Source organism: Caballeronia catudaia, assembly GCF_001544755.2.
Taxonomy (GTDB): Bacteria; Pseudomonadota; Gammaproteobacteria; order Burkholderiales; family Burkholderiaceae; genus Caballeronia; species Caballeronia catudaia.
In genome coordinates, this window is record NZ_FCOF02000006.1 from 167906 (window position 1) to 188589 (window position 20684).

At 63.5% G+C, this 20684-nt stretch carries 20 protein-coding genes; 13 read left to right on the forward strand and 7 right to left on the reverse strand.

Annotated elements, in window-relative coordinates:
- Positions 1-97 precede the first annotated feature (97 nt).
- A complete protein-coding gene (locus tag AWB75_RS09010) occupies positions 98-1297 on the forward strand; it encodes a hypothetical protein (RefSeq protein WP_143746413.1) in 1200 nt (399 codons plus the stop codon).
- 474 nt (positions 1298-1771) lie between these two features.
- Here AWB75_RS09010 and purM read toward each other — a convergent pair whose 3' ends face one another.
- A complete protein-coding gene (purM, locus tag AWB75_RS09015) occupies positions 1772-2827 on the reverse strand; it encodes a phosphoribosylformylglycinamidine cyclo-ligase (protein WP_061123731.1) in 1056 nt (351 codons plus the stop codon).
- Positions 2828-3064: 237 nt separating this feature from the next.
- Here purM and hda point away from each other — a divergent pair, with 237 nt between their 5' ends.
- The 7 genes from hda (at position 3065) to AWB75_RS09050 (ending at position 8705) form a co-directional block, all read left to right on the forward strand.
- Positions 3065-3835, forward strand: coding sequence for a DnaA regulatory inactivator Hda (gene hda / locus AWB75_RS09020; RefSeq protein WP_061123732.1), 771 nt, complete (start codon positions 3065-3067; stop codon positions 3833-3835).
- Positions 3836-3846: 11 nt separating this feature from the next.
- Complete coding sequence (locus AWB75_RS09025; protein ID WP_061123733.1) at positions 3847-4533, forward strand: histidinol-phosphatase; 687 nt, start codon at positions 3847-3849, stop codon at positions 4531-4533.
- A complete protein-coding gene (pcnB, locus tag AWB75_RS09030; RefSeq protein WP_061123734.1) occupies positions 4526-6112 on the forward strand; it encodes a polynucleotide adenylyltransferase PcnB in 1587 nt (528 codons plus the stop codon). The genes AWB75_RS09025 and pcnB overlap by 8 nt, the downstream gene beginning before the upstream one ends.
- 80 nt (positions 6113-6192) lie before the next feature.
- Entirely contained in the window at positions 6193-6753 is a 561-nt protein-coding gene (gene folK / locus AWB75_RS09035; protein ID WP_061123735.1) for a 2-amino-4-hydroxy-6-hydroxymethyldihydropteridine diphosphokinase, read from the forward strand.
- A complete protein-coding gene (locus tag AWB75_RS09040) occupies positions 6750-7430 on the forward strand; it encodes a deoxynucleoside kinase (RefSeq protein WP_061123736.1) in 681 nt (226 codons plus the stop codon). The genes folK and AWB75_RS09040 overlap by 4 nt, the downstream gene beginning before the upstream one ends.
- A 46-nt stretch (positions 7431-7476) precedes the next feature.
- Entirely contained in the window at positions 7477-8292 is an 816-nt protein-coding gene (panB, locus tag AWB75_RS09045) for a 3-methyl-2-oxobutanoate hydroxymethyltransferase (RefSeq protein ID WP_061123737.1), read from the forward strand.
- A 113-nt stretch (positions 8293-8405) separates the two neighbouring features.
- Positions 8406-8705 (forward strand): hypothetical protein, encoded by a 300-nt coding sequence (locus tag AWB75_RS09050; RefSeq protein WP_061123738.1) that lies wholly within the window; start codon positions 8406-8408, stop codon positions 8703-8705.
- 15 nt (positions 8706-8720) lie between these two features.
- Here AWB75_RS09050 and AWB75_RS09055 read toward each other — a convergent pair whose 3' ends face one another.
- Positions 8721-9653, reverse strand: a complete 933-nt coding sequence (locus tag AWB75_RS09055) for a copper resistance D family protein (RefSeq protein WP_061123831.1) — start codon at positions 9651-9653, stop codon at positions 8721-8723.
- 471 nt (positions 9654-10124) lie between these two features.
- On the opposite strand from AWB75_RS09055, the gene AWB75_RS09060 reads away from it, so the two are divergent.
- From AWB75_RS09060 to AWB75_RS09075, 4 genes are all read left to right on the forward strand, one after another.
- On the forward strand, positions 10125-10871 hold the full coding sequence (locus tag AWB75_RS09060) for a c-type cytochrome (protein WP_061123739.1): 747 nt from the start codon (positions 10125-10127) through the stop codon (positions 10869-10871).
- Between the two features lie 21 nt (positions 10872-10892).
- Positions 10893-12191, forward strand: a complete 1299-nt coding sequence (locus tag AWB75_RS09065) for a c-type cytochrome (RefSeq protein WP_061123740.1) — start codon at positions 10893-10895, stop codon at positions 12189-12191.
- A 97-nt stretch (positions 12192-12288) separates the two neighbouring features.
- The gene (gene trhA, locus AWB75_RS09070; protein ID WP_061123741.1) at positions 12289-12909 is read left to right on the forward strand and encodes a PAQR family membrane homeostasis protein TrhA; all 621 of its coding nucleotides are present in this window, start codon (positions 12289-12291) and stop codon (positions 12907-12909) included.
- A 240-nt stretch (positions 12910-13149) separates the two neighbouring features.
- Positions 13150-14709, forward strand: coding sequence for a DEAD/DEAH box helicase (locus AWB75_RS09075; RefSeq protein ID WP_061123742.1), 1560 nt, complete (start codon positions 13150-13152; stop codon positions 14707-14709).
- Positions 14710-14746: 37 nt separating this feature from the next.
- On the opposite strand, the gene AWB75_RS09080 is transcribed toward AWB75_RS09075, so the two are convergent.
- From AWB75_RS09080 to AWB75_RS09095, 4 genes are all read right to left on the reverse strand, one after another.
- Positions 14747-15256, reverse strand: coding sequence for a hypothetical protein (locus AWB75_RS09080; protein WP_061123743.1), 510 nt, complete (start codon positions 15254-15256; stop codon positions 14747-14749).
- A gap of 41 nt (positions 15257-15297) precedes the next feature.
- Entirely contained in the window at positions 15298-16122 is an 825-nt protein-coding gene (locus tag AWB75_RS09085) for a ferritin-like domain-containing protein (protein ID WP_061123744.1), read from the reverse strand.
- A gap of 311 nt (positions 16123-16433) precedes the next feature.
- The gene (locus tag AWB75_RS09090; RefSeq protein ID WP_061123745.1) at positions 16434-17759 is read right to left on the reverse strand and encodes an MFS transporter; all 1326 of its coding nucleotides are present in this window, start codon (positions 17757-17759) and stop codon (positions 16434-16436) included.
- A gap of 127 nt (positions 17760-17886) precedes the next feature.
- The gene (locus AWB75_RS09095) at positions 17887-19524 is read right to left on the reverse strand and encodes a gamma-glutamyltransferase family protein (RefSeq protein ID WP_061123746.1); all 1638 of its coding nucleotides are present in this window, start codon (positions 19522-19524) and stop codon (positions 17887-17889) included.
- Between the two features lie 460 nt (positions 19525-19984).
- Between AWB75_RS09095 and AWB75_RS09100 the strand changes: the two genes are divergently transcribed.
- Positions 19985-20182: a hypothetical protein gene (locus AWB75_RS09100; RefSeq protein WP_061123832.1), complete on the forward strand. Its 198-nt coding sequence runs from the start codon at positions 19985-19987 to the stop codon at positions 20180-20182.
- Positions 20183-20255: 73 nt separating this feature from the next.
- On the opposite strand, the gene AWB75_RS09105 is transcribed toward AWB75_RS09100, so the two are convergent.
- Entirely contained in the window at positions 20256-20636 is a 381-nt protein-coding gene (locus tag AWB75_RS09105; protein WP_061123747.1) for a hypothetical protein, read from the reverse strand.
- Between the last annotated feature and the right edge of the window lie 48 nt (positions 20637-20684).

Sequence of the window (20684 nt, forward strand, 5' to 3'; positions counted from 1 at the left end):
CTTCAAACAGGTATTTTATTTAGCAATCCATAATGATTGCTTTTAGACAGTTGTTGACGACGAACCCGTAAAACTGATTGAAACCAGGTGAAACGCAATGAAGACAAGAAACGAACGAAATGGCCGGCCTCTGATGCGCACGCGTCTCATGCCCATCGTCGCCTTGATGGCCGCGGCAATCTTAAGCGCATGCGGCGGCGCCGATGGTGTGAGCAGCGGTGATATCGCGAGCGTGGCGAAGAGCGCAAGTGCACCGTCGGGTGCTTCGGACGCCGCGAATCAAACGAGCACCGCCGCGGGTTTTTTCGATGATATTTTCAACACGCAGGCCGGGAGCGGGTATTACATATTCGGGTGGAATTCCATTCAGAGCACGGAAACGGGCGGCGCCCGAGGCGAAACCGGCATGACGCGCACCCGGCTTGGAGTCATTGACGGACTCGATACTACGCTGCGCCAATCCTACACACCGCTCACCGGAAACGACGCGCTGCAAACCAGCAAGGTCGTGTTTGTCGCAGCCGAAGGCGCATTCCCTGCCGACGTGCTGCCCTACGATGATCTCGGCCCTGCAACGAAGATATTCCAGAAACTGCCAGATGGCTTCGATTTCGGCGTATCGGGCATGTCCACGCCGCTCTATCGGGTGAAGTTCGATGTGCAGGATGTTTCCGGACAGACCGTGACCTCGGTCGCCGATCACTTTCAGGGAGGACACGAGGAAGCGCGACCAGGGGGACTTCTGCCCCTCGCTGGTGTAGCTCCCATGATCGTGGGGGTAGTGAATCCGCTCACGGTGAATATGCCCAGGCTGGTCTTCCCGGCAGGCGACACGACGCTCATGCCGGCGGGCTCGCGGATGTACGTGCCGACTTACACGGCTCAGACGACGTTCCTTCGCGTCGACCTTTCGAAAAAACCGTGGCCGAACTATACGTTCGACCAGTTTGTCAAGTCGTTTGGCAAACAGGTTGCCACGTTGGGCGGTTATCGCTACACGACGGCTCCGGGCATGGGGGCCGCCGCGTATTCATTCACGACGACCGATCGATACCTCGTCGAGTACAACGGTGAAATGTATAGCGCAACGATGATTACGGCTGGCGACAGCATGGCGCTCCCGGTGTCCGATCCGATGTCGACCAAGCCTTTCCCGATCGTCGCTCCGAGTCCTGCGTTCAACGAGACCGCCGCCGCGTTTCTTATCGGGCAGCTCGGCGCAAGTCCTCAGCAGACCCACAAGGTGAATGTGAAGCCGAGCGGTTGCTACCAATATGGCGCTACCTGCAATTGGTAGCGACTCACGCTGGCGCGTCCTCGTCGATTGCCGCAGGGGGACGCGACGGAGCGGCCGGTGGCAGCGATCACGCGGACTGCAAGAGTCTGAAAAGTCATATCTAAAGCTCGTGCGCGATCGTTTCTTAAGCCAAGAAAGCACCGAAGTGGCCGTTCGGCGGCCATTGCTACATGAGGGTGATCGGCGCCTCTACCGGTCTGCACGTGGAGGACGCGAACTGGATCGTCGAAATCGACGGCGCGCTGTACCGGGCGGATGGTTCATGCCCGAATGCGTCCGCCTCGCCTGACGAACGGCGTTTCGCACGTCGATCCGAGACCAGCCTACAACAAGATTGCTACCGACTTCCTCGTCAAGCAATTGGGACCGAATCCGCAGCAGGTTGCGTCGAAATACATGCGGCCTATGTGACCCCTCAAAGACAGAACCCTCGCACCAGGCGAGGGTTCTGTCTGTACAGCCGGAGCAAACGACTCAAACCACCACCGTCTGCGCCTCCCCTTCCTTGCTCTCGCGCACGACGCCAATCTTCCAGACCTGCTCACCCGCACCCGACAGCAACCCGGTAGCCGCATCGGCATCTTCGGCCGCGACGATCACCGCCATCCCGATGCCGCAGTTGAACACGCGATGCATCTCCGCATCCGCCACGCCGCCGTGCTTCTGCAGCCACGCGAAGAGCGGCGGCAAGGGCCACGCGCGATGATCCAGCTCCGCGGTCAGCCCTTCGCGCAGCACGCGCGGAATATTTTCGACGAGACCGCCGCCCGTGATATGCGCCATGCCCTTCACCGTGACGCTCTGCATCGCGGACAGCAACGGCTTCACATAGATGCGCGTGGGCGCCATCAACGCATCGGCAAGCGTTCGGCCGTCGAAATCGGCGTCCAGATCCGGGTTCGCGCGCTCGATGATCTTGCGCACCAGCGAATACCCGTTTGAATGAATGCCGCTCGACGCGAGCCCCAGCACGACATCGCCCGGCTTGATCGTGCTGCCGTCGATGATCTTGCTCTTCTCCACCGCGCCGACCGCGAAACCGGCGAGGTCGTATTCACCGTCCGGGTACATGCCGGGCATTTCCGCCGTCTCGCCGCCGATCAACGCGCAGCCCGCGTATTCGCAACCCTGCGCGATGCCCTTCACGACGTCCGCGGCCGTATCGACATCCAGCTTGCCGCACGCGAAGTAATCGAGGAAAAAGAGCGGCTCGGCGCCCTGCACGAGAATATCGTTCACGCTCATCGCGACGAGATCCTGGCCGACCGTGTCGTGCCGGTTCAGCGTGAACGCGAGGCGCAGCTTGGTGCCGACGCCGTCCGTGCCCGACACGAGCACCGGCTCCTTATACTTCTTCGGCACCTCGAACAGCGCGCCGAACCCACCGATGCCGCCCAGCACGCCATCGCGCAACGTCTTTTTGGCAAACGGCTTGATGCGGTCGACGAGCGCATCGCCCGCGTCGATGTCCACACCCGCGTCGCGATACGACAAACCCTGGGTGTCAGAGGCGGATTTTGGTTGATTCATGGGGGGAGTGCGAGAAGGTCGGTAAAATGCGATTTTACCCGATGATGACCCGACGACCGGATTTCCCGCGCGCGCGACATGCGCCGGCGGCGCTCTTTTCGAGATCCAGCGTGATCGAATGAGCGCAGCCGCGAAACGCGCACGGAACGGTCCGAAGCGGCTTTGCGCGCGCCCGCATGGCTCATCTGCCGGTTTTCAAGATATGCCCGACGCAAGGCCCGACGACACCGATCTCCCGTGCAACGCCAACTGACGCTCGATCTGGGCACGCCGCCGCCCGCCACTTTCGACAATTTCTTCGCCGCCGGCAATCACGAGGTGATCGCGCGGCTGCGCGAGCTCGAGGGGGCGCTCGCGGCAGGTCCCGTCGCGGACCGCACGTTCTACGTGTGGGGCGAGCCGGGCAGCGGCCGGAGCCACTTGCTGCAGGCGCTCACGCACGAAGCGAACGGCCATGCGCGCTATCTGAGCCCGCAAAGCGCGCTCAACGCATTCGGCTTCGATCCGCGCGTGACGCTCTATGCCGTTGACGATTGCGACCGCCTGTCGCCCGCCCAGCAGATCGCGCTCTTCAATCTCTTCAACGAAGTGCGCGCGCATCCCACGAGCGCGCTCGTCGCGACCGGCAACGGCGCGCCGCTCGCCCTCACCGTGCGCGAAGACCTGCGCACGCGGCTCGGCTGGGGCCTCGTCTTCCATCTCCAGCCGCTTTCGGACGATGCGAAGGTGTCGGTGCTGAAACACGCGGCGCGCGAGCGTGGCATCGTTCTGGCGGAAGACGTGCCGGGCTATCTGCTCACGCACTTCCGTCGCGACATGCCGAGCCTCATGGCGCTGCTCGACGAGCTCGACCGCTTCTCGCTGGAACAGAAGCGTGCGGTGACCCGCCCTCTCCTGCGCGCGATGCTCCAGCAAACGGGACGCGCCGCGCCGCTCGCATTCGTCGCAACGGACGATGCGCAATCCCCGCTAGCCGCGCCGGACAACGCTCCGACCCGCTTCAAGTAAAATGCGCACCCATGAACCTCGCCCTCTTTGATCTCGACCACACGCTCATTCCCACTGACAGCGACCACGAATGGGGTCGCTTCATGGTGAAACTCGGCATCGTCGAAGCGGATTCCTTCGCGCGTCAGAACGATGCCTTTTACGCCGATTACAAGGCGGGCGTGCTCGACATCAACGCGTATCTGCATGCGATGCTCGCGCCGCTCGCGAAATATTCGCGCGAGCAACTGACCGACTGGCACGCCCAGTTCATGCGCGAGGTGATCAACCCGCGCATCGTGCCGGCCGCCGTGACGCTGGTGCGCGAGCATCAGGACGACGGCGATCTGTGCTGCCTCGTCACCGCGACCAACGCGTTCATCACCGCGCCGATCGCGGAAGCCTTCGGCATCGAAACGTTGATCGCCTGCGAAGTCGAAACCGTCGACAATCATCCGGCGGGCGCGCTCACCGGCCGGCCGACGGGCACGCCAAGCTATCGCGAAGGCAAGATCGTGCGCGTCGAGCAATGGCTCGCGTCGATCGGCAAGACGCTCGGCGACTTCAGGCACAGCTATTTCTACAGCGACTCGCACAACGACATTCCGCTGCTCGAGCGCGTCACCGACCCGGTCGCGACCAATCCCGACGACACCCTGCGCGCGCACGCGCAAGCCAAAGGCTGGCGCATCCTGAACCTGTTCGACACACGTGATTAAAAAACTCATCCGCAAGCTGTTCGGGCAAGAAAGCGCCCCTGCCGACGCAGGCAACGAGGGCGCGGCGAACGACACTCCGACTGCTTCGACCGACACGAAGCCCGCTCGCAAGAGCACGCGCAAGAAAGCCGCCGCGCCCGTGAAGCGCGACCCGAACGTGCCGGTGATCCTGTCGTCGGAGATTCACGGCATCGATCCGTCGCTGATCTCGAAGAACGCCGTGCGCGTGACCGAAGGCCTGCAACACGCGGGGCATCGCGCGTTCATCGTCGGCGGCGCGGTGCGCGATCTGCTGCTCGGCGTAGCGCCAAAAGACTTCGACGTCGCCACCGACGGCACGCCCGATCAGGTGCAGAAGCTGTTCCGCCGCGCGCGCATCATCGGGCGGCGCTTCCAGATCGTGCACGTGCAGTTCGGGCAGGAGATCATCGAGACATCCACTTTTCGCGCGCTGATGGACGCGCCGCCGGAGCCATCCGCCGAACCGCCGCGGCGACTCAGACGCGGCGAGCTCGATGGCCGCACGCACGCCGTCGATTCGAGCGGCCGCGTGCTGCGCGACAACGTCTGGGGCGAGCAGCACGAAGACGCCACGCGCCGCGATTTCACCATCAACGCGATGTACTACGATCCGGCCACGCAAACCGTGCTGGATTATCACGACGGCATGGCCGATATCCGCGCGCGCCTGTTGCGCATGATCGGCGATCCGGCCACGCGCTATCGCGAAGATCCGGTGCGGATGCTGCGCGTCGTGCGCTTCGCGGCGAAGCTCGGCTTCGAGATCGACGAAGCCACGCGCGCGCCCATCAAGGATCTCGCGGACCTGATGAACAACGTGCCAGCCGCGCGTCTCTTCGACGAAATGCTGAAGCTGCTTCTGTCGGGTCACGCGCTCGCCTGTCTCACACGGCTGCGTCAGGAAGGCTTGCATCATGGCGTGCTGCCCTTGCTCGATGTCGTGCTCGAACAGCCCCACGGCGAGAAGTTCGTCACGCTCGCGCTCACCAGCACGGACGAGCGCGTGCGCGCGGGCAAGCCGGTTTCGCCGGGCTTCCTGTTCGCCACGCTCTTGTGGCATGACGTGCAGACGCGCTGGCAGCAATTCACGGCCAACGGCGAGTATCCGGTGCCCGCGCTGCATCGCGCGATGGACGACGTGCTCGACATGCAGACCGAAAAGCTCGCGATCCATAAGCGCTTCTCGTCGGACATGCGCGAGATCTGGGGGCTTCAGCATCGGCTGGAAAAACGCGGCCGCGGCGCGCTGAAGCTGCTGGAACACCAAAGATTCAGAGCGGGGTATGATTTCCTGCTACTGCGTTGCGAATCGGGCGAGCTCGATGCCGAGATCGGTCAATGGTGGAGCGATTTCATCAGCGGCGATCACGCCGAACGCGAAGCGCTGTTGTCGCAAGGCGGCAAGGAGAAGAGCGGCCCGAAGAAGCGGCGGCGTCGCAGCAACGCGAAGCGCCGGTCCGGTGAGTCGACCGAACAGGCCGCACCGGGAAGCGAAGGCGAAGCAATGCCCGATGCGGCAGACAGGCGCGAAGACGCCGGCGGCGCCGACAACGGGTAAGGCCGGATTTGGTTACAGTAGCGAGAGAGCGATCTTTGCTTTCGCGCTTTTCGCTGCAACCTACGCGTAGGACTTCTGCCATGACGATTGCTTATCTGGGCCTGGGAGCGAATCTCGGCGATGCGCGCCAGACCCTGAAAGACGCCGTCGTGTGTCTCGCCCAGCAGCACACGATCACCGTGCTCGCGAAATCGAGCGTGTATCGCACCGCTCCGATCGACGCATCGGGCGACGATTACTTCAATTGCGTCGTCAAGCTCGAAACGAGTCTGCCGGCGCGATCGCTTCTGCGTCTGTGTCATCACATCGAAGAGCAGTTCGGGCGCGAGCGGCCCTATCGCAATGCGCCGCGCACGCTCGATCTGGATATTTTGCTGTACGGTGCATCGAGCATCGACGAAGCGGATCTCGTCGTGCCGCATCCGCGCATGACCGAACGCGCCTTCGTGCTCGTGCCGCTCGTCGAGCTCGAACCCGAGCTCATTCTTCCTCAACGCGACCGCGCGGATGCGTTCATTGCCGGCGTCGCCGATCAGCGCATCGAGAAGGTCGCGACGTGTCAGTGCATGGCCGGCGCGCCGGCGCGCGGCACGAACGCAAACGCAAGCGCCACCCCATCCAACAAGACAGACTGCCGATGAGCGTTCCGCCACTCACCGTCACCGCGCCGCAACTACGGCCGCCGCATCGCTACATCGCGATCGAAGGCCCGATCGGCGTCGGCAAGACCACGCTCGCGACGCTGCTCGCCGAACGCTGGTCGATGCGCACGCTGTTCGAGCGTCCGCAAGACAATCCGTTTCTAGAGCGTTTCTATCGCGACACCACGCGTCACGCGCTCGCCACGCAGTTGAGCTTTGCGTTGCAGCGCGCATCGCAGACGCAGGAAGCCGCCGATATCGCGATGAGCGGCGCCGCGCTGATGACTGACTTCGTCACGCAGAAGAGCGAGTTGTTCGCGCGTCTCACGCTGCCCGACGACGAGTTCCAGCTCTACAAGGATGTCGCCTCGCGCATTCATTCGAGCGGCCCCGCGCCCGATCTCGTCATCTATCTGCAGGCGAGCCCGGAGGTGCTGTTCGCGCGCATCCAGAAGCGCGCGCTGCCGATGGAGCTGCAAATCTCGGATTCCTATCTGCGCGCGCTCTGCGATGCTTATAACGATTTCTTCTATCACTACGACGCGACGCCGTTGCTCACGGTGAACGCGGAGCACCTGAATCCGATTGCATCGGATGAAGATCTCGCGCTTCTGCTCGATCGCATCGGGACGATGCGCGGACGCAAGGAATTCTTTGTCAAAGGCGTTTCGGCCTGAGCTTGCAGTCTCGTAGCCCGGTCACGCTCTCTCTAGTGAAATCATCATGACGTATCTGCAGGAAACGAATCGCTCGACGATCACCGTCCCCAAGCTCCAGGCCATGCGCGAGACAGGCGAGCGCATCGCGATGCTGACATGCTATGACGCAAGCTTCGCGGCGCTGCTCGAGCGCGCGGGCGTCGATGTCATGCTGATCGGCGACTCGCTCGGCAACGTGCTGCAAGGTCATCACACGACGCTGCCCGTCACGCTCGCCGACATCGCTTATCACACGGCGTCGGTCGCGCGCGGCAACCGCAGCGCGCTGATCGTCGCGGACATGCCGTTCGGCACGATCGGCTCGAAGGAAGATGCCTACGCGAACGCCGTGCAACTGATGCGCGCCGGCGCGCAGATGGTGAAGATCGAAGGCGGCGAATGGCTGGCGGAGACGGTGCGCTTTCTCGTCGAGCGCTCGATTCCGGTGTGCGGGCACGTCGGGCTCACGCCGCAATCGGTGCATGCGTTCGGCGGCTTCAAGGTGCAGGGCAAGTCCGAAGCGGCGGCGCAGCAGATGAAGCGCGACGCCATCGCGCTGCAGGAAGCGGGCGCGCAGCTCATCGTGATCGAAGCCGTGCCGACGCTGCTCGCCCGCGAAGTCACCGAAGCGCTCGCGATTCCGACAATCGGCATCGGCGCGGGCGTGGACTGCTCCGGGCAGGTGCTCGTGCTGCACGACATGCTCGGTATCTTCCACGGCAAGCGCCCGCGCTTCGTCAAGGATTTCATGCAGGGTCAGCCGAGCATTTTCGCGGCCGTCGATGCCTACGTGCGCGCGGTGAAGGACGGCAGCTTCCCCGGTCCCGAGCACACGTTCTGAGCGCATGCGGCCCCGCGCGGGCCGCGCTTCACGATCTGCGTTTTCTCGTACATACTGGCGAGCTTCTTGCGCATACGCTCGGCCATAGTCACCAGAAAAAAGCGAGAACGACCATGTGGCACGTCCTTCCCGATGAATACGTCCGCGCTCAGTTGGCGGTCGGCTCGCTCGTCGCGCTGGGCGTCGCGCGCGTGGTGGCGGCGGGAATCGGCGCGCAACACGGCTGGCGCATTGCGGCGGTGACGCGCTGGTTCATCGGCGCGGCAGTGTTTTTCTGCCTGCCGCAACTGCTCGAAGTCATTTTCGTCGCCGATTCGCATACGGCGTTCGTCGAGCTGCAAGGCAAGGTCATCGGCTGCGCGGTGGCGCTCTTTTGCGCGCCGATCGTCAGTCACAAGCTCGGCTACGAGTAACGCGCCCGCGCTTTTTTATCCCGCGAGCGCCGAGCCCGGCACGCTGTGCGACAGCACAGCCGCTGCCACGAACACCCCCGCCATCATCACCGCTTCGATGCGCATCACGTTGATGACCGTATGCGCGTCCATCGTCGAGGCCGAGCGTTGCAGGCGCGGCAGCGCCGACCAGCGATTCAGCGCGCCGAAAGCGAGCGCCATCGCGGCCAGCACGATTTTCACGATCAGCGCATGACCCCACGTGCTCGCGCCCAGCACGGCGAACGAACCGCCGATGCCGCGCCACGCGTTGCACATGCCCGTCAGTAGCACGAACGCGACCGCGATCGCCGCCGTGCGCGACATGCGGGCGACAATGCGAATCAGAAAGGCGCGCGCCACCGACGTATCGAGCGCCGGCAGCACGAACGCACCCGCGATGACGATGCCGCCCCACACCGCGGTCGCCAGCAGATGCAGCGTCTGAACGCCTTCCGCGAGGGAGAACGCGCCCGCGTCGGCGGCATGGCCGATCGCCGATTTGCCCGCCGCGACGATCAGCGCCGCGAGTATCGCCGATCCGATCCGCGAAGCCGATAGCGCGCCGCCGCTTGCCGCTGCGAGAAGCAGGAGCACGCTGCCCGCCAGCGCCACCGACCAGCCGACGCCCGCATGCGTGCCCGTTGCGACGAGCCACAGCGACGCGCCCGCTTGCATGACCGGCGCGCCGCTCATCGCCGCCGACTGGAGCCACAGCGAAACGAAATTGCACAGCGTCAGCGCGAGCGCGGCAGCCAGGCCGCCTCGCGACGCGCGCCGCCAGCTGTTTCGCGCCGGAGAGACAGGCGCGAACGCCTGTTCGCGAGACAGCCAGGCGTTCAGGACCAACGCGCCGAGCGCGCAGGCGAACGACAGATCGGCGAGTGCCGCGAACGCCGTCTGCGCGAACCAGAGCGGATCGTCGTTCATCGTGCGGGACGGTTCGAGGCGTGAACGCGCATTGCTGAAGGGAAGGTCATAGAAGAATTTGCGAAGTCTAAACGAGCGCGCACGACGCAGCACAGCATCGAACACCAACGAAACGCCTTGAATTTTTGCCGGGCGCTTCCGAAACTGCATGAAGCACGTCGAACCGGCGCGCCCTGAACGGTCGAATATTTGTCGATAGGCAATGAACTTTCCTCGTTCAGGAAGTTCGTCGCGGATGGTCAAGCGCCGCGCGGCAAATTGTCGCGAATGTGCTGCACAGGGACTTAGAGCGAGATTGTGTCAAATAGTCACCATCATGCTTCGATGATAGAATGCCGCGTCGCATCAGAGGCTCGACGAGAGCCGCTGTGGCCGTGGTCCGCCACTTGTCGCCACTTACAGCCCCCTGCGTGGCCGTGGTTCGCCACCTTCGCACCGAGCCGCACGAAGCTCGGCAGGTCCCCGAATTTCATGGAGTGTCGCGTGTTTTCAAGACGCATTTTTCGTCCGCTGCTCGCTATGGCTTTTGCCTCGGCTCTGGTAGGCAGTGCTGGCGTTTTCAGCTCCGCCGCGCAGGCGCAGAACCAGCCCATCGCACCGGACACGATGGCCGCGCGCGTGCAAGGCTGCACGGCATGCCACGGCGTTCACGGTGAAGGCACGGACAACGACTACTTCCCGCGTCTTGCCGGCAAGCCCGCCGACTATCTGTACAACCAACTCCAGAATTTCCGCGAAGGCCGGCGCAAGTACCCGCCGATGAACTACCTCGTCACGTATCTCTCGGACGATTACCTTCATCAGATCGCGACGTACTTCTCGAACCAGCGTCCGCCGTATCCGGCGCCCGCCAAGTCGAACGTCTCGTCGACGACGCTCGCGCGCGGCCAGCAGATCGTGCTGAACGGCGATGCGGCGAAGAACATTCCCGCGTGCGCGGCTTGCCACGGCAAGGGCCTGACCGGCATGCAGCCGGCGATTCCGGGTCTGGTCGGCCTGCATTCGGACTACATCAGTGCGCAAGTCGGCGCATGGAAGTCGGGCACGCGTCACGCCAAGGCGCCCGACTGCATGCAGCAGATCGCCTCGCGCCTGACGGATGACGACGTGACCGCCGTCGCCGCCTGGCTGTCCACGCAACAAGCACCTGCCAATCCGGTGCCCGCGCCTGCTGGCTCGTTGAAGATGCCGCTCAAGTGCGGCAGCGAACTGCAATAAGGCGTCTGGAGCGACAACATAATGAAACGCAAGTCCCTGTTCGCACTTTCCTCGGCTGTCGTGGTGGCAGCCGTCGCAGCCGGCGCCGTCCTCTGGTCGGGCGGCGACAATCTGCATTCGGGCGGCGCCATCGCGGCGACGCCTGCCGATAAAGCCGCGCTCATCAAGCAAGGCGAGTACCTCGCGCGCGCCGGCGACTGTATCGCCTGCCACACGGTGCGTGGCGGCAAGGAATTCGCCGGCGGCCTGCCGATGGCCACGCCGTTCGGCACGATGTTCACGCCGAACATCACGCCGGACGATCAATACGGCGTCGGCAAGTGGACCTCCGACGACTTCTACCGCGCGATGCACACGGGCCGCTCGAAAGACGGTTCGCTGCTCTACCCCGGCTTCCCGTTCACGAGCTACACGAAGGTCACGCGCGCCGATTCGGACGCGATCTACGCGTATCTGCGCTCGGTGCCGCCGGTTTCCGAACCGAGCCGTCCGCATGAGCTGCGCTTCCCGTTCAACAACCGCAATCTGCTGATCGGCTGGCGCACGCTGTTCTTCTCGGAAGGCGAGTACAAGCCGGACCCGACCAAATCGGTCGAATGGAACCGTGGCGCGTATCTGGTCGAAGGCCTCGGCCACTGCGGCATGTGCCATACGTCGATCAACGCGATGGGCGGCCCAGTCAACTCGGCGGCCTTCGCGGGCGGCCTGATCCCGCTGCAGAACTGGTATGCGCCGTCGCTTACGTCGAACAAGGAAGCGGGCCTGGGCGACTGGGACCTGAAGGACATCAACGATCTGCTGAAGACCGGCGTGTCGCAGCGCGGCGCGGTGTTCGGCCCGATGGCCGAAGTGGTTCACAACAGCCTGCAGTACATGACCGACGCGGACATCAACGCGATCTCAACGTATCTCAAGTCGATCCCGCAGAAGAAGGAAGCGCCGGAAGTCATGCAGCTGGAGACGTCCGACAAGTTCGGCGGCGAGTTGCTCACGCTCGGCAAGAAGGTCTACACCGAGAATTGCGCGAAGTGTCATCAGGAAAATGGTCTCGGCAAGCCGCCGGCGTATCCGCCGCTCGCCAACAACCAGTCGATCCAGATGCCGTCGGCCGTCAACCCGATCCGCATGACGCTCAACGGCGGCTATCCGCCGAGCACGGAAGGCAACCCGATGCCGCACGGCATGCCGCCGTTCGCGCAGTCGCTGTCGGATACGGAAGTCGCTTCGGTCGTGACCTACATCCGCATGTCGTGGGGCAACCACGGCACGCCGGTGTCGCCGCAACAGGTCAGCAACCTGCGTTCGGCGCCGCTCGACTAACGGCTTTTTAGGTCCTTCACCGGGACAGCGTACAATACGCTCTGGGGCGCAGCCTTCGTAGTTGGGGCCGCGCCCCTTGTCTTTTGGTGGATTCGATATGCATGTCGGTGAGCGTTTCAACAGCATCAGCCATTTGATCGGCGCGCTGCTGTCGGTGGCGGGGCTGGCGGCGCTCGTCACGATGGGCGCGCTCGACGGCGACGCGTACAAGGTCGTGAGCTTTGCCGTGTATGGCGCGATGCTCTGCGCGCTCTACATCATCTCCACGCTGTATCACTGGGCGCGCACGCCGCGCCTGAAAGCGGTACTGCAAAAGTGCGATCACTCGGCCATCTACTTGTTGATAGCCGGCAGCTACACGCCGTATACACTGGTGACCTTGCGTGGCCCCTGGGGCTGGTCGCTCTTCGGCGTGAGCTGGGGGCTCGCCGCGCTCGGCATCACGCAGGAACTCACGCTCGGGCGCCGAACCCGCAGCGTGTCGATGGTGCTCTACGTGCTGATGGGATGGCTCGCGCTCGTGGCCGTTCATCCGCTCGTGACGGCGCTGCCGGCCGCGGGAACCGCATGGCTGGTCGCGGGCGGCGTGATTTACAGCGCTGGCATTTATTTTTTCATCAACGACGAGCGCATCCGGCACGGACATGGAATCTGGCATCTGTTCGTGCTCGCAGGCAGCCTGTGCCAGTTCGTGAGCGTCGCGCGCTATGTCGCGTGAGCGCCGGACTGTAACGGGCGCCGCTGCGTCGAAATGTCTTCGATGCAACTTAGCGCCAGATGACGTGTCTTGATAGCACGTCGAACTCCGCGGCAACGCCGGGCGATCGCTGATCGCCGAATGGCCCGCCGCCCGATTCATTTCCGAGCGTTGCACATGCGCTCTGCCGGCCGAACCTGATTCGCCGCAGCCTCGTTTCGCATGCGCGCCGTTCGACACAACGAATAGAACGCCCAATTTATGTCTTTTGATTCACTCGGCCTGTCCGAACCCTTGCTTCGCGCCGTCAACGAACTCGGCTATTCCAGTCCCACCCCGATCCAGCTCCAGGCGATTCCCGCAGTCCTGAAAGGCGGCGACCTGCTCGCGGGCGCGCAAACCGGCACCGGCAAGACCGCCGGCTTCACGCTGCCGATCCTGCAGCGCCTGTCGCAGCTTGCGCCCGCCAGCGGCGGCGCCAAGCGTCCCGTGCGCGCGCTCATTCTTACGCCGACGCGCGAGCTCGCCGCGCAGGTCGAGGAAAGCGTGCGTGCGTACGGCAAGTACCTGAAGCTCAAGTCGACGGTGATGTTCGGCGGCGTCGGCATCAATCCGCAGATCGACGCGCTGCGCCGCGGCGTCGATATCGTCGTGGCGACGCCGGGACGTCTGCTCGATCACATGCAGCAAAAGACGATCGACGTTTCGCAGCTCGAAATTCTCGTGCTCGACGAAGCCGATCGCATGCTCGACATGGGTTTCATCCACGACATCAAGCGCGTGCTCGCGAAGCTGCCGGCGAAGCGTCAGAACCTGCTGTTCTCGGCCACGTTCTCCGACGAGATCAAGGCGCTCGCCGACAGCCTCCTCGATTCGCCCGCGCTCATCGAAGTCGCGCGCCGCAACACGACGGCCGAGACGGTCGAGCAGAAGATCCATCCGGTCGATCGCGACCGCAAGCGCGAAATGCTCACGCATCTCATCCGCGGCAACAACTGGTTCCAGGTGCTCGTTTTCACGCGCACGAAGCACGGCGCGAACCGCCTCGCCGAGCAACTGGCGAAGGACGGCATCAGCGCCCTCGCGATTCACGGCAACAAGAGCCAGTCGGCCCGCACGCGCGCGCTCGCCGAATTCAAGGCTGAAACGCTGCAGGTGCTGGTCGCAACCGATATTGCCGCGCGCGGCATCGATATCGATCAGCTGCCGCACGTCGTCAACTTCGATCTGCCGAACGTGCCGGAAGACTACGTGCATCGCATCGGCCGCACGGGACGCGCGGGCGCCGAAGGCGAAGCGGTGTCGCTCGTGTGCGTGGACGAGCATCAATTGCTTAAGGATATCGAGCGCCTCATCAAGCGGCCGATTCCGCTCGAAGTCATTCCCGGCTTCGAGCCGGACCCCAACGCGAAGCCGGAGCCGATCCAGCGCCGCAGCAGCCAGGGACGCGGTCAGGGTCAAGGGCAAGGACGTCAGGGTCAGCGCGCCGGCGAAGGACGCGCGACCAGCGAAGCGCGTTCGGGCGGCGAATCGCGACGTAGCGGTGAACCGCGTCGCGACGGTGGCCGGCCGAGCGGCGAGGGTCGTGGCGCGCGGCCGTCGAATGGCGGGAATGCGGGAAATGGCGGCAAGCCCGGCGCTCAGCCTTCCCGTGAAGCGCGCAGCCAGAGCAAGCCGAACGTGAACCCGAACTCGACCCCGCGCCGCGCGGAATCGCAGCAAGCCGGCCACGTCGCGAATCCGCATAAGCCGACGGGCAACCCCGGCGCGCTGCTCGGCGGCCGGCGCGATGCGCTGCGTTCGGGCGATCGCAGCCGATAAGCGAGTTGTCAGTGAACCGGTGCGCCGCACCGGTGGTTCAGGCGGCGGCGCTCGCCGCCCGCTTCAGCCATTCGAGTTGCTCGCGCCAACGCGTGAGCGCCGATTGGGCATCAGTCAGTTCGAACGCGATTCCATTCGTGAGCCGCGCATAACCCACCCGCTGCATTTCACCGCTCTCGATCGTGCCGACGAAGCACGCAAGCGGCACGTCGTCCAACGACACCTGGCGCGCGTCGAGATGCACCTGATAGAACGCCTCGTCGAAGACGAAGGTGAGCGTCGCCCGTCCCGTCGCGATGACGGCCTGCGCGGTCCGCGATGTCGGCCACAGTGCGAACGCGAGTGTGCGCGCGTCGGGCGCGAGCAGTTCGCCGGCGCCCAATAACGCGGTTCGCACGCGATGACCGTGATCGGCGGCGCAGAGCGATGCGGTGAAACCGGCATCGGCGCCCGCGAGCGTACCGTCGAAGAGCGCGCGCAACTCGGGCGGCCATTCATCGAAAATTGAATGCGAGGCAAGCGAGGGCGGCGCGTGGGGATCGGTCATATAAAGATGCCGGCATGGGGCCGGCATCGTCGGGTGAGGGGTTAGCGGAAGAACAACTGCGTCATCTTCGAAAGCGGATAGTGCACGCCGGGCTGAATCCGCGCGGGCAAATCGAGCGGCTTGAGCAGCATCTTGATGGCCTGATCCGCCGACAAATTGCGCCGCACGAGCGCATTCACGCGCGCGGAGAGCTCGCGGTTGTACTGCGCATCTTGCGCATGCTCAGGATAACGAATGGCGAAGACATGCCGTAGCGCGATTTCCGAGTCTTCGCTCTTCAGTTCCGCCACGCGCCGCACGAGCGCCCCGAGCACGGCCATGCGGCCATTGCCTTCGATCTTGTTCCACTTCTTGAAGAAGTGGAAAAAGTGCTTGTAGTGCCGCACTTCGTCCGTGCGAATGTTGTCGGTGATCTCTTTGAGCACCGGTTCGTCGGAACATTCGTTGATCGCTCGATACAGCGTGGCGGTGCCCGTCTCGACGACGCAACGCGCCACCATCTCCAGCGCGCGCTTCTTCTCGAATGCCTCGTAAGAGCAGGTGAGCGAGTATTCGTCGAAGAAATTCCTGAACGCCGTGTCCCAGTCAAATCCGGGCCACACGTAATTGATGTAAGTCTTGAGCGCCCTGCCGTGCTGCATCTCTTCGGGCTCCCACTCATTGTTGAGCCACGCCGAGATCTCGGGGTCGTCATGAAAATACTTGCTGAGGTTGCTCGTATAAAGGTCCGTACCGCTCTCGATGAACGAGCAGGCGCACAACAACAAAAGAAGATGCTCGTTGGACGCTGCCTTCTTGCGATCGATTCGCGTGAGATCGATGTCTTCGATGCGCCACGGCATCACGTGAGTACTGTCTGTGTGCATATATATCCGCGCTCCCAGGCTGGACTGAACGCGCCATCGGCCAACAAGAGGACGGCCGAGGTTCAGGTGACGCCAGGATCGGTTCGGCCCCGGCATCTTTGACTTCAAGTGTTAGCGGCTTGTCTTTCCATCTTAGCCGCCCTGCAACGAGTTTGCAGACATGGGGACAGACTCATGCGCGGTGCGCCGGTTCCGTTTCGGCCAAATTCTTACGACTCGGGTGGCGGCCATCGTTGCAGCGCAGCATGAAACGTGCCGACTGTTGCTTGAAGTCGATACCTGGGAATTAGGAACGCAATCTGGATGCGTCGCTACGTCGCTCGTCGCACCGCGCGCATGCGCCACGCGACGATCGCCAGCGACACGCCCGACAGCACCGCGGCCATCAACACGTAGTAACTCGGCGCGAGCTTGTCGCCGGTGACGTGGATGAACGCCTCGACGATTGTCGGCGCGAAACCGCCAAAGAGCGTCACGCCGAGCGCATAGCCAATCGAAAGACCGGTCGAACGCACGCGTGTCGGAAAGATTTCGGACATCAGCGCGGGCATCGGACCGGAGTATGCGGCCTTCAAAATGCCCGCGACGGCTTGCAGCACGACGAGCGAGGCGACTGTCGGATGCGTTTGCAGCCATGCAAACATCGGATAAATCGTGACACCCATGAAGATCGACGTGCCGAGCATGATGCGAATACGTCCGAGCCGGTCGGACAGCGCGCCCATCAGCGGGGAAAAGACGAACTGCAGTCCGCCATTGAGCACGACGACGGCAAACGATGCGGCCGCTGGCAAATGCAGCTGCTTGACCGCGTACATCGGCATGTAGAGCTGCAGGACATACACGCCCACTGTCGACTGCGCGACGATGCCCACGGCGAGCAGCAGATTCAGCCATTGATTCGAGAACGAGACGCCGGGCGCGCTCGCCTTCGTCGCGGCACGCGTCGCGAGAAATTCCGGCGTTTCGTCAAGATGCGAACGGATGTAGTAGCCGACCGGACCGACGAGCAGACCGAACACGAACGGAATGCGCCATCCCCAGCTTTCGAGTTGCGGCTGCGGCAGCCACGCGCTCAGAATCGAACCGAACGCCGCGGCCATGATCGCGGCGAGTCCCTGGCTCGCGAACTGCCAACTCGCGTAATAGCCGCGCCGCGCTTCACTGTGTTCGACCATGAACGCAGTCGCGCTGCCGAACTCGCCGCCGACCGCGAAGCCTTGAACGAGCCGAGCGAGCAGAATCAGAACCGGCGCCGCGACGCCGATATGCTGATACGACGGCATCACCGCCATCGTGAGCGTGCCGACCATCATCAGCAGAATGGCGAGCGTGAGCGCGGCCTTGCGCCCTTCGCGGTCGCCGTAGACGCCGAGCACGACTGCGCCGAGCGGGCGCATGAGAAACGAGATGCCGAACGTGCCGATGGCCAGCATGGTCGAAAGCCACTCGTCGTTCGATGGAAAGAACGCCTTCGCGATGACCGTCGCGAAGTAGCCGTAGACGAGAAAGTCGAACCATTCCAGCGCGTTGCCGACCGACGACGAAAACACGATGCGGCGGATCATCGCCTTGGAGGGCGCTGCTTTCGCCGGGGACGTCTCCGTATCCGGCGCTCGATACACCTGTTCGCTCATGGCGTCTCATCTCTCTTTTCGCCCGATGCGGGCAAGAACGGTCCTTTTCGCGTGCCCGAACGCAGCGAATGAACACGAGGTCGTCGTGAATGGAGGCCGCTCACGCGGCGCGGCCTCCGAAGTGATTTCAGAACCCGGCGGCGAGTCCGTCGCGCCGGCTGTCGCTGGCCGCGACATATCCGCGCTCGGGATCGTTGCGATCGAGCTTCCAGATGTATTGGCCGGAGCCAAAGTCCATGTAGGGATCGTCAACGGACTTGATCGTATGGCCGAGGCCTTCGAGCGCACGCGCGGTGTCCAGATCGAGCGTAGCCTCGATGTCGATCGTGAAGTCGCGGTTGACCTTCCAGCGCGGCGCATCGCACGCGGCCTGCGGTTGCTGGCCGTAGTCGAGCATCCGCACGACGGATTGCAGATGGCCCTGCGGCTGCATGTCGCCGCCCATGACGCCGAAGCTCATGACCGCTTCACGACGGCCATCCACTTCCTGCGTCAGGAACGCGGGAATGATCGTATGGAACGGGCGCTTGCCGCCTTCGACGACGTTTGCGGACTTCGGGTCCATCGAGAAACCGCAGCCGCGGTTTTGCAGGCTGATGCCGGTATCCGGCACGACCACGCCCGAGCCGAAGCCCATGTAATTCGACTGGATGAAGCTCACCATCATGCCGCGCTCGTCGGCGACCGACATGTAGATGGTGCCACCCGCCTTCGGCATGCCGAAGTCGAAGTGCGTGGCCTTCGCCGGGTCGATGAGCTTCGCGCGCTGTGCAAGATACGCGTCGTCGAGCATCTGCTCGGGCGTCACTTCCATGGAACGCGGATCGGCGACATAGCTATAGACGTCGGCAAAGGCGAGTTTCATCGCCTCGATCTGCAGATGCTGCGACTCGATGCGATCGACGGTAAGCGCGCTCACATCGAACTTGTCGAGAATGCCGAGCGCGATCAACGCCGCGATGCCCTGCCCGTTCGGCGGAATCTCATGCACCGTGTAGCCACGATAGTCCTTGCTGATCGGCTCGACCCAGTCCGCTCGATAGTTGCGCAAGTCGTCCATCGAGAGTGCCGCGCCGCCCTCGCGCGCGAACGACACGATGCGCTCCGCGATCTCGCCCTCGTAGTACGCGCGCGGGCCGTGCTGCGCGAGCAGCCGCAGCGTTTTCGCGTGGCCGGGAAAACGCACGAGTTCGCTCACTTCGGGCGCGCGGCCGCGCGGCATGAAGACATCCGCGAAGCCCGGCTGATCCTTCAGTTCCGGCACCGCCGCCGCCCACTTGTACGCGACGATGCTCGCCACCGCATGACCACGCTCGGCGATCTCGATGGCCGGCTCCATCAGATCGGCGAAAGGCAGGGAGCCGAACTTCGCGTGCAGCGCTTCCCAACCCGCGATGACGCCGGGCACCGTGACCGTGTCCCAGCCGCGCTTCGGCTGGCGCGCGAGACCGTCTTCCTCGCCGTATTTGCGCCGAAAGTAGTCGATATTCCAGGCCGCCGGCGACACTCCCGATGCGTTCAGCCCATGCAGCTTCTTGCCGTCCCAGACGAGCGCGAAGGCATCGCCGCCCAGGCCGCACGACACCGGCTCGACGATGGTGATGGCCGCCGCCGCAGCGATGGCCGCATCGACGGCATTGCCGCCCTTCCAGAGCATGCGCAGGCCCGCTTGCGCGGCGAGCGGATGCGACGTCGAAACGACATTGCGGGCGAACACCGGCAGGCGCGGCGTGGGATACGGGTTTTGCCAGTTGAAGCGAGTCATTGAATAGCGTCCGAAATGCGAAGAGGCCGAGCGTCCCGGCTGCCTTTGGGCAGCGACCGGGCAAAAGAGAAATATTGCATTGTCCGCTTAATCCAAAACAAATTCATTTATCGTATAAATTGATGAACAATGCGCATGAATTGCGCCGATGCACAATGCGGATTCGCTCTTCCGCAGCGGCGGCGTTTGTGTGCGCCGCCGCACGAAGTTCGAGTGGATTCTCCGAATTCGCGCCAACGATAGACCGCCTCCGCGCGTGTAAAAAGTCAAAGCCAAAATTTTCACTGCAAATTTGGCACTTGTCAGACGCTTGCCTACAATCCCAATTCCCGGCAAACGCAGTACAAAATCAACGCCTTTGCCCGGCAGTTTTTCAGTTTCCCCGTACAACGTTTCGAAGCAAAAAGATCCGGCTTACAAAGCCGGCTGCTTATGCCGTTCGGTCGTCATGGAGAACACAATGCTGAGTCCGCACGAATTTGCCACGCTGCTACTGGTTCAGGAAGCACCTAATCAAGTCGACATGGAACGCGCAGAACTCGATGCCCTGCTCGAACGCCAGCTCGTTCAACTCGAGAATCTCGCCTCCGGACGTCAGCAATGGCGCCTCACGGCCACCGGTGATTCCACCGTCAAGGCTTTCAAACGCTACTCGTAGCAGGCGCAGCGGGACTCAGGACGTGGCCCGCTGCCGCGTCCGTTCTACCTCTCTTACCTCAAAGCAAGCCGCTTCATCCGGCGCGCAGTGTCGGGTCGACCGCGGCACGCCAACTCAACGCCTGCGCGCGCTGATCGAGGAAGAATTTCGCCCAGGCACTTTGCGCGTCTGGGCCAGGATTCGCCCGATAGGCGCGATACCGTTCAGCGATCGCCGTCTGGAACGCGCAGAGGCGCTCTGTGGACAGCCCGCCCCGACGCTCGGCCACATAGGCATCGTAGAAGGCCGAGTAGACGGATTGGGCGTCCGCGCCGTAATCGACCGGAGGCGTTGCGCACATGGCTTGCAGCGCGCTGAACGACGGCGCGCCCGTGGAGCCATCGAGACTTGGCGTGCTCACGCAGCCCGCCAGCAGCGCCGCACCCAGCACGCCTGAAACCAACGACATTCGCATCGCACTCACCCTTCGATCGATCTGATGCCGCCAGTATCGGCCCATCGG

Excerpts from the sequence above, each read along its gene's own strand:
- AWB75_RS09085 (WP_061123744.1), bottom strand. The coding sequence starts at position 16,122 with ATGCACACAGACAGTACTCACGTGATGCCGTGGCGCATCGAAGACATC.
- AWB75_RS09065 (WP_061123740.1), top strand. The coding sequence starts at position 10,893 with ATGAAACGCAAGTCCCTGTTCGCACTTTCCTCGGCTGTCGTGGTGGCA.
- AWB75_RS09050 (WP_061123738.1), top strand. The coding sequence starts at position 8,406 with ATGTGGCACGTCCTTCCCGATGAATACGTCCGCGCTCAGTTGGCGGTC.
- AWB75_RS09105 (WP_061123747.1), bottom strand. The coding sequence starts at position 20,636 with ATGCGAATGTCGTTGGTTTCAGGCGTGCTGGGTGCGGCGCTGCTGGCG.
- AWB75_RS09025 (WP_061123733.1), top strand. The coding sequence starts at position 3,847 with ATGAACCTCGCCCTCTTTGATCTCGACCACACGCTCATTCCCACTGAC.
- AWB75_RS09095 (WP_061123746.1), bottom strand. The coding sequence starts at position 19,524 with ATGACTCGCTTCAACTGGCAAAACCCGTATCCCACGCCGCGCCTGCCG.
- AWB75_RS09075 (WP_061123742.1), top strand. The coding sequence starts at position 13,150 with ATGTCTTTTGATTCACTCGGCCTGTCCGAACCCTTGCTTCGCGCCGTC.
- panB (WP_061123737.1), top strand. The coding sequence starts at position 7,477 with ATGACGTATCTGCAGGAAACGAATCGCTCGACGATCACCGTCCCCAAG.
- folK (WP_061123735.1), top strand. The coding sequence starts at position 6,193 with ATGACGATTGCTTATCTGGGCCTGGGAGCGAATCTCGGCGATGCGCGC.
- purM (WP_061123731.1), bottom strand. The coding sequence starts at position 2,827 with ATGAATCAACCAAAATCCGCCTCTGACACCCAGGGTTTGTCGTATCGC.
- AWB75_RS09090 (WP_061123745.1), bottom strand. The coding sequence starts at position 17,759 with ATGAGCGAACAGGTGTATCGAGCGCCGGATACGGAGACGTCCCCGGCG.
- AWB75_RS09055 (WP_061123831.1), bottom strand. The coding sequence starts at position 9,653 with ATGAACGACGATCCGCTCTGGTTCGCGCAGACGGCGTTCGCGGCACTC.
- trhA (WP_061123741.1), top strand. The coding sequence starts at position 12,289 with ATGCATGTCGGTGAGCGTTTCAACAGCATCAGCCATTTGATCGGCGCG.
- AWB75_RS09080 (WP_061123743.1), bottom strand. The coding sequence starts at position 15,256 with ATGACCGATCCCCACGCGCCGCCCTCGCTTGCCTCGCATTCAATTTTC.
- AWB75_RS09010 (WP_143746413.1), top strand. The coding sequence starts at position 98 with ATGAAGACAAGAAACGAACGAAATGGCCGGCCTCTGATGCGCACGCGT.
- AWB75_RS09060 (WP_061123739.1), top strand. The coding sequence starts at position 10,125 with ATGGAGTGTCGCGTGTTTTCAAGACGCATTTTTCGTCCGCTGCTCGCT.
- AWB75_RS09100 (WP_061123832.1), top strand. The coding sequence starts at position 19,985 with ATGCTGAGTCCGCACGAATTTGCCACGCTGCTACTGGTTCAGGAAGCA.
- AWB75_RS09040 (WP_061123736.1), top strand. The coding sequence starts at position 6,750 with ATGAGCGTTCCGCCACTCACCGTCACCGCGCCGCAACTACGGCCGCCG.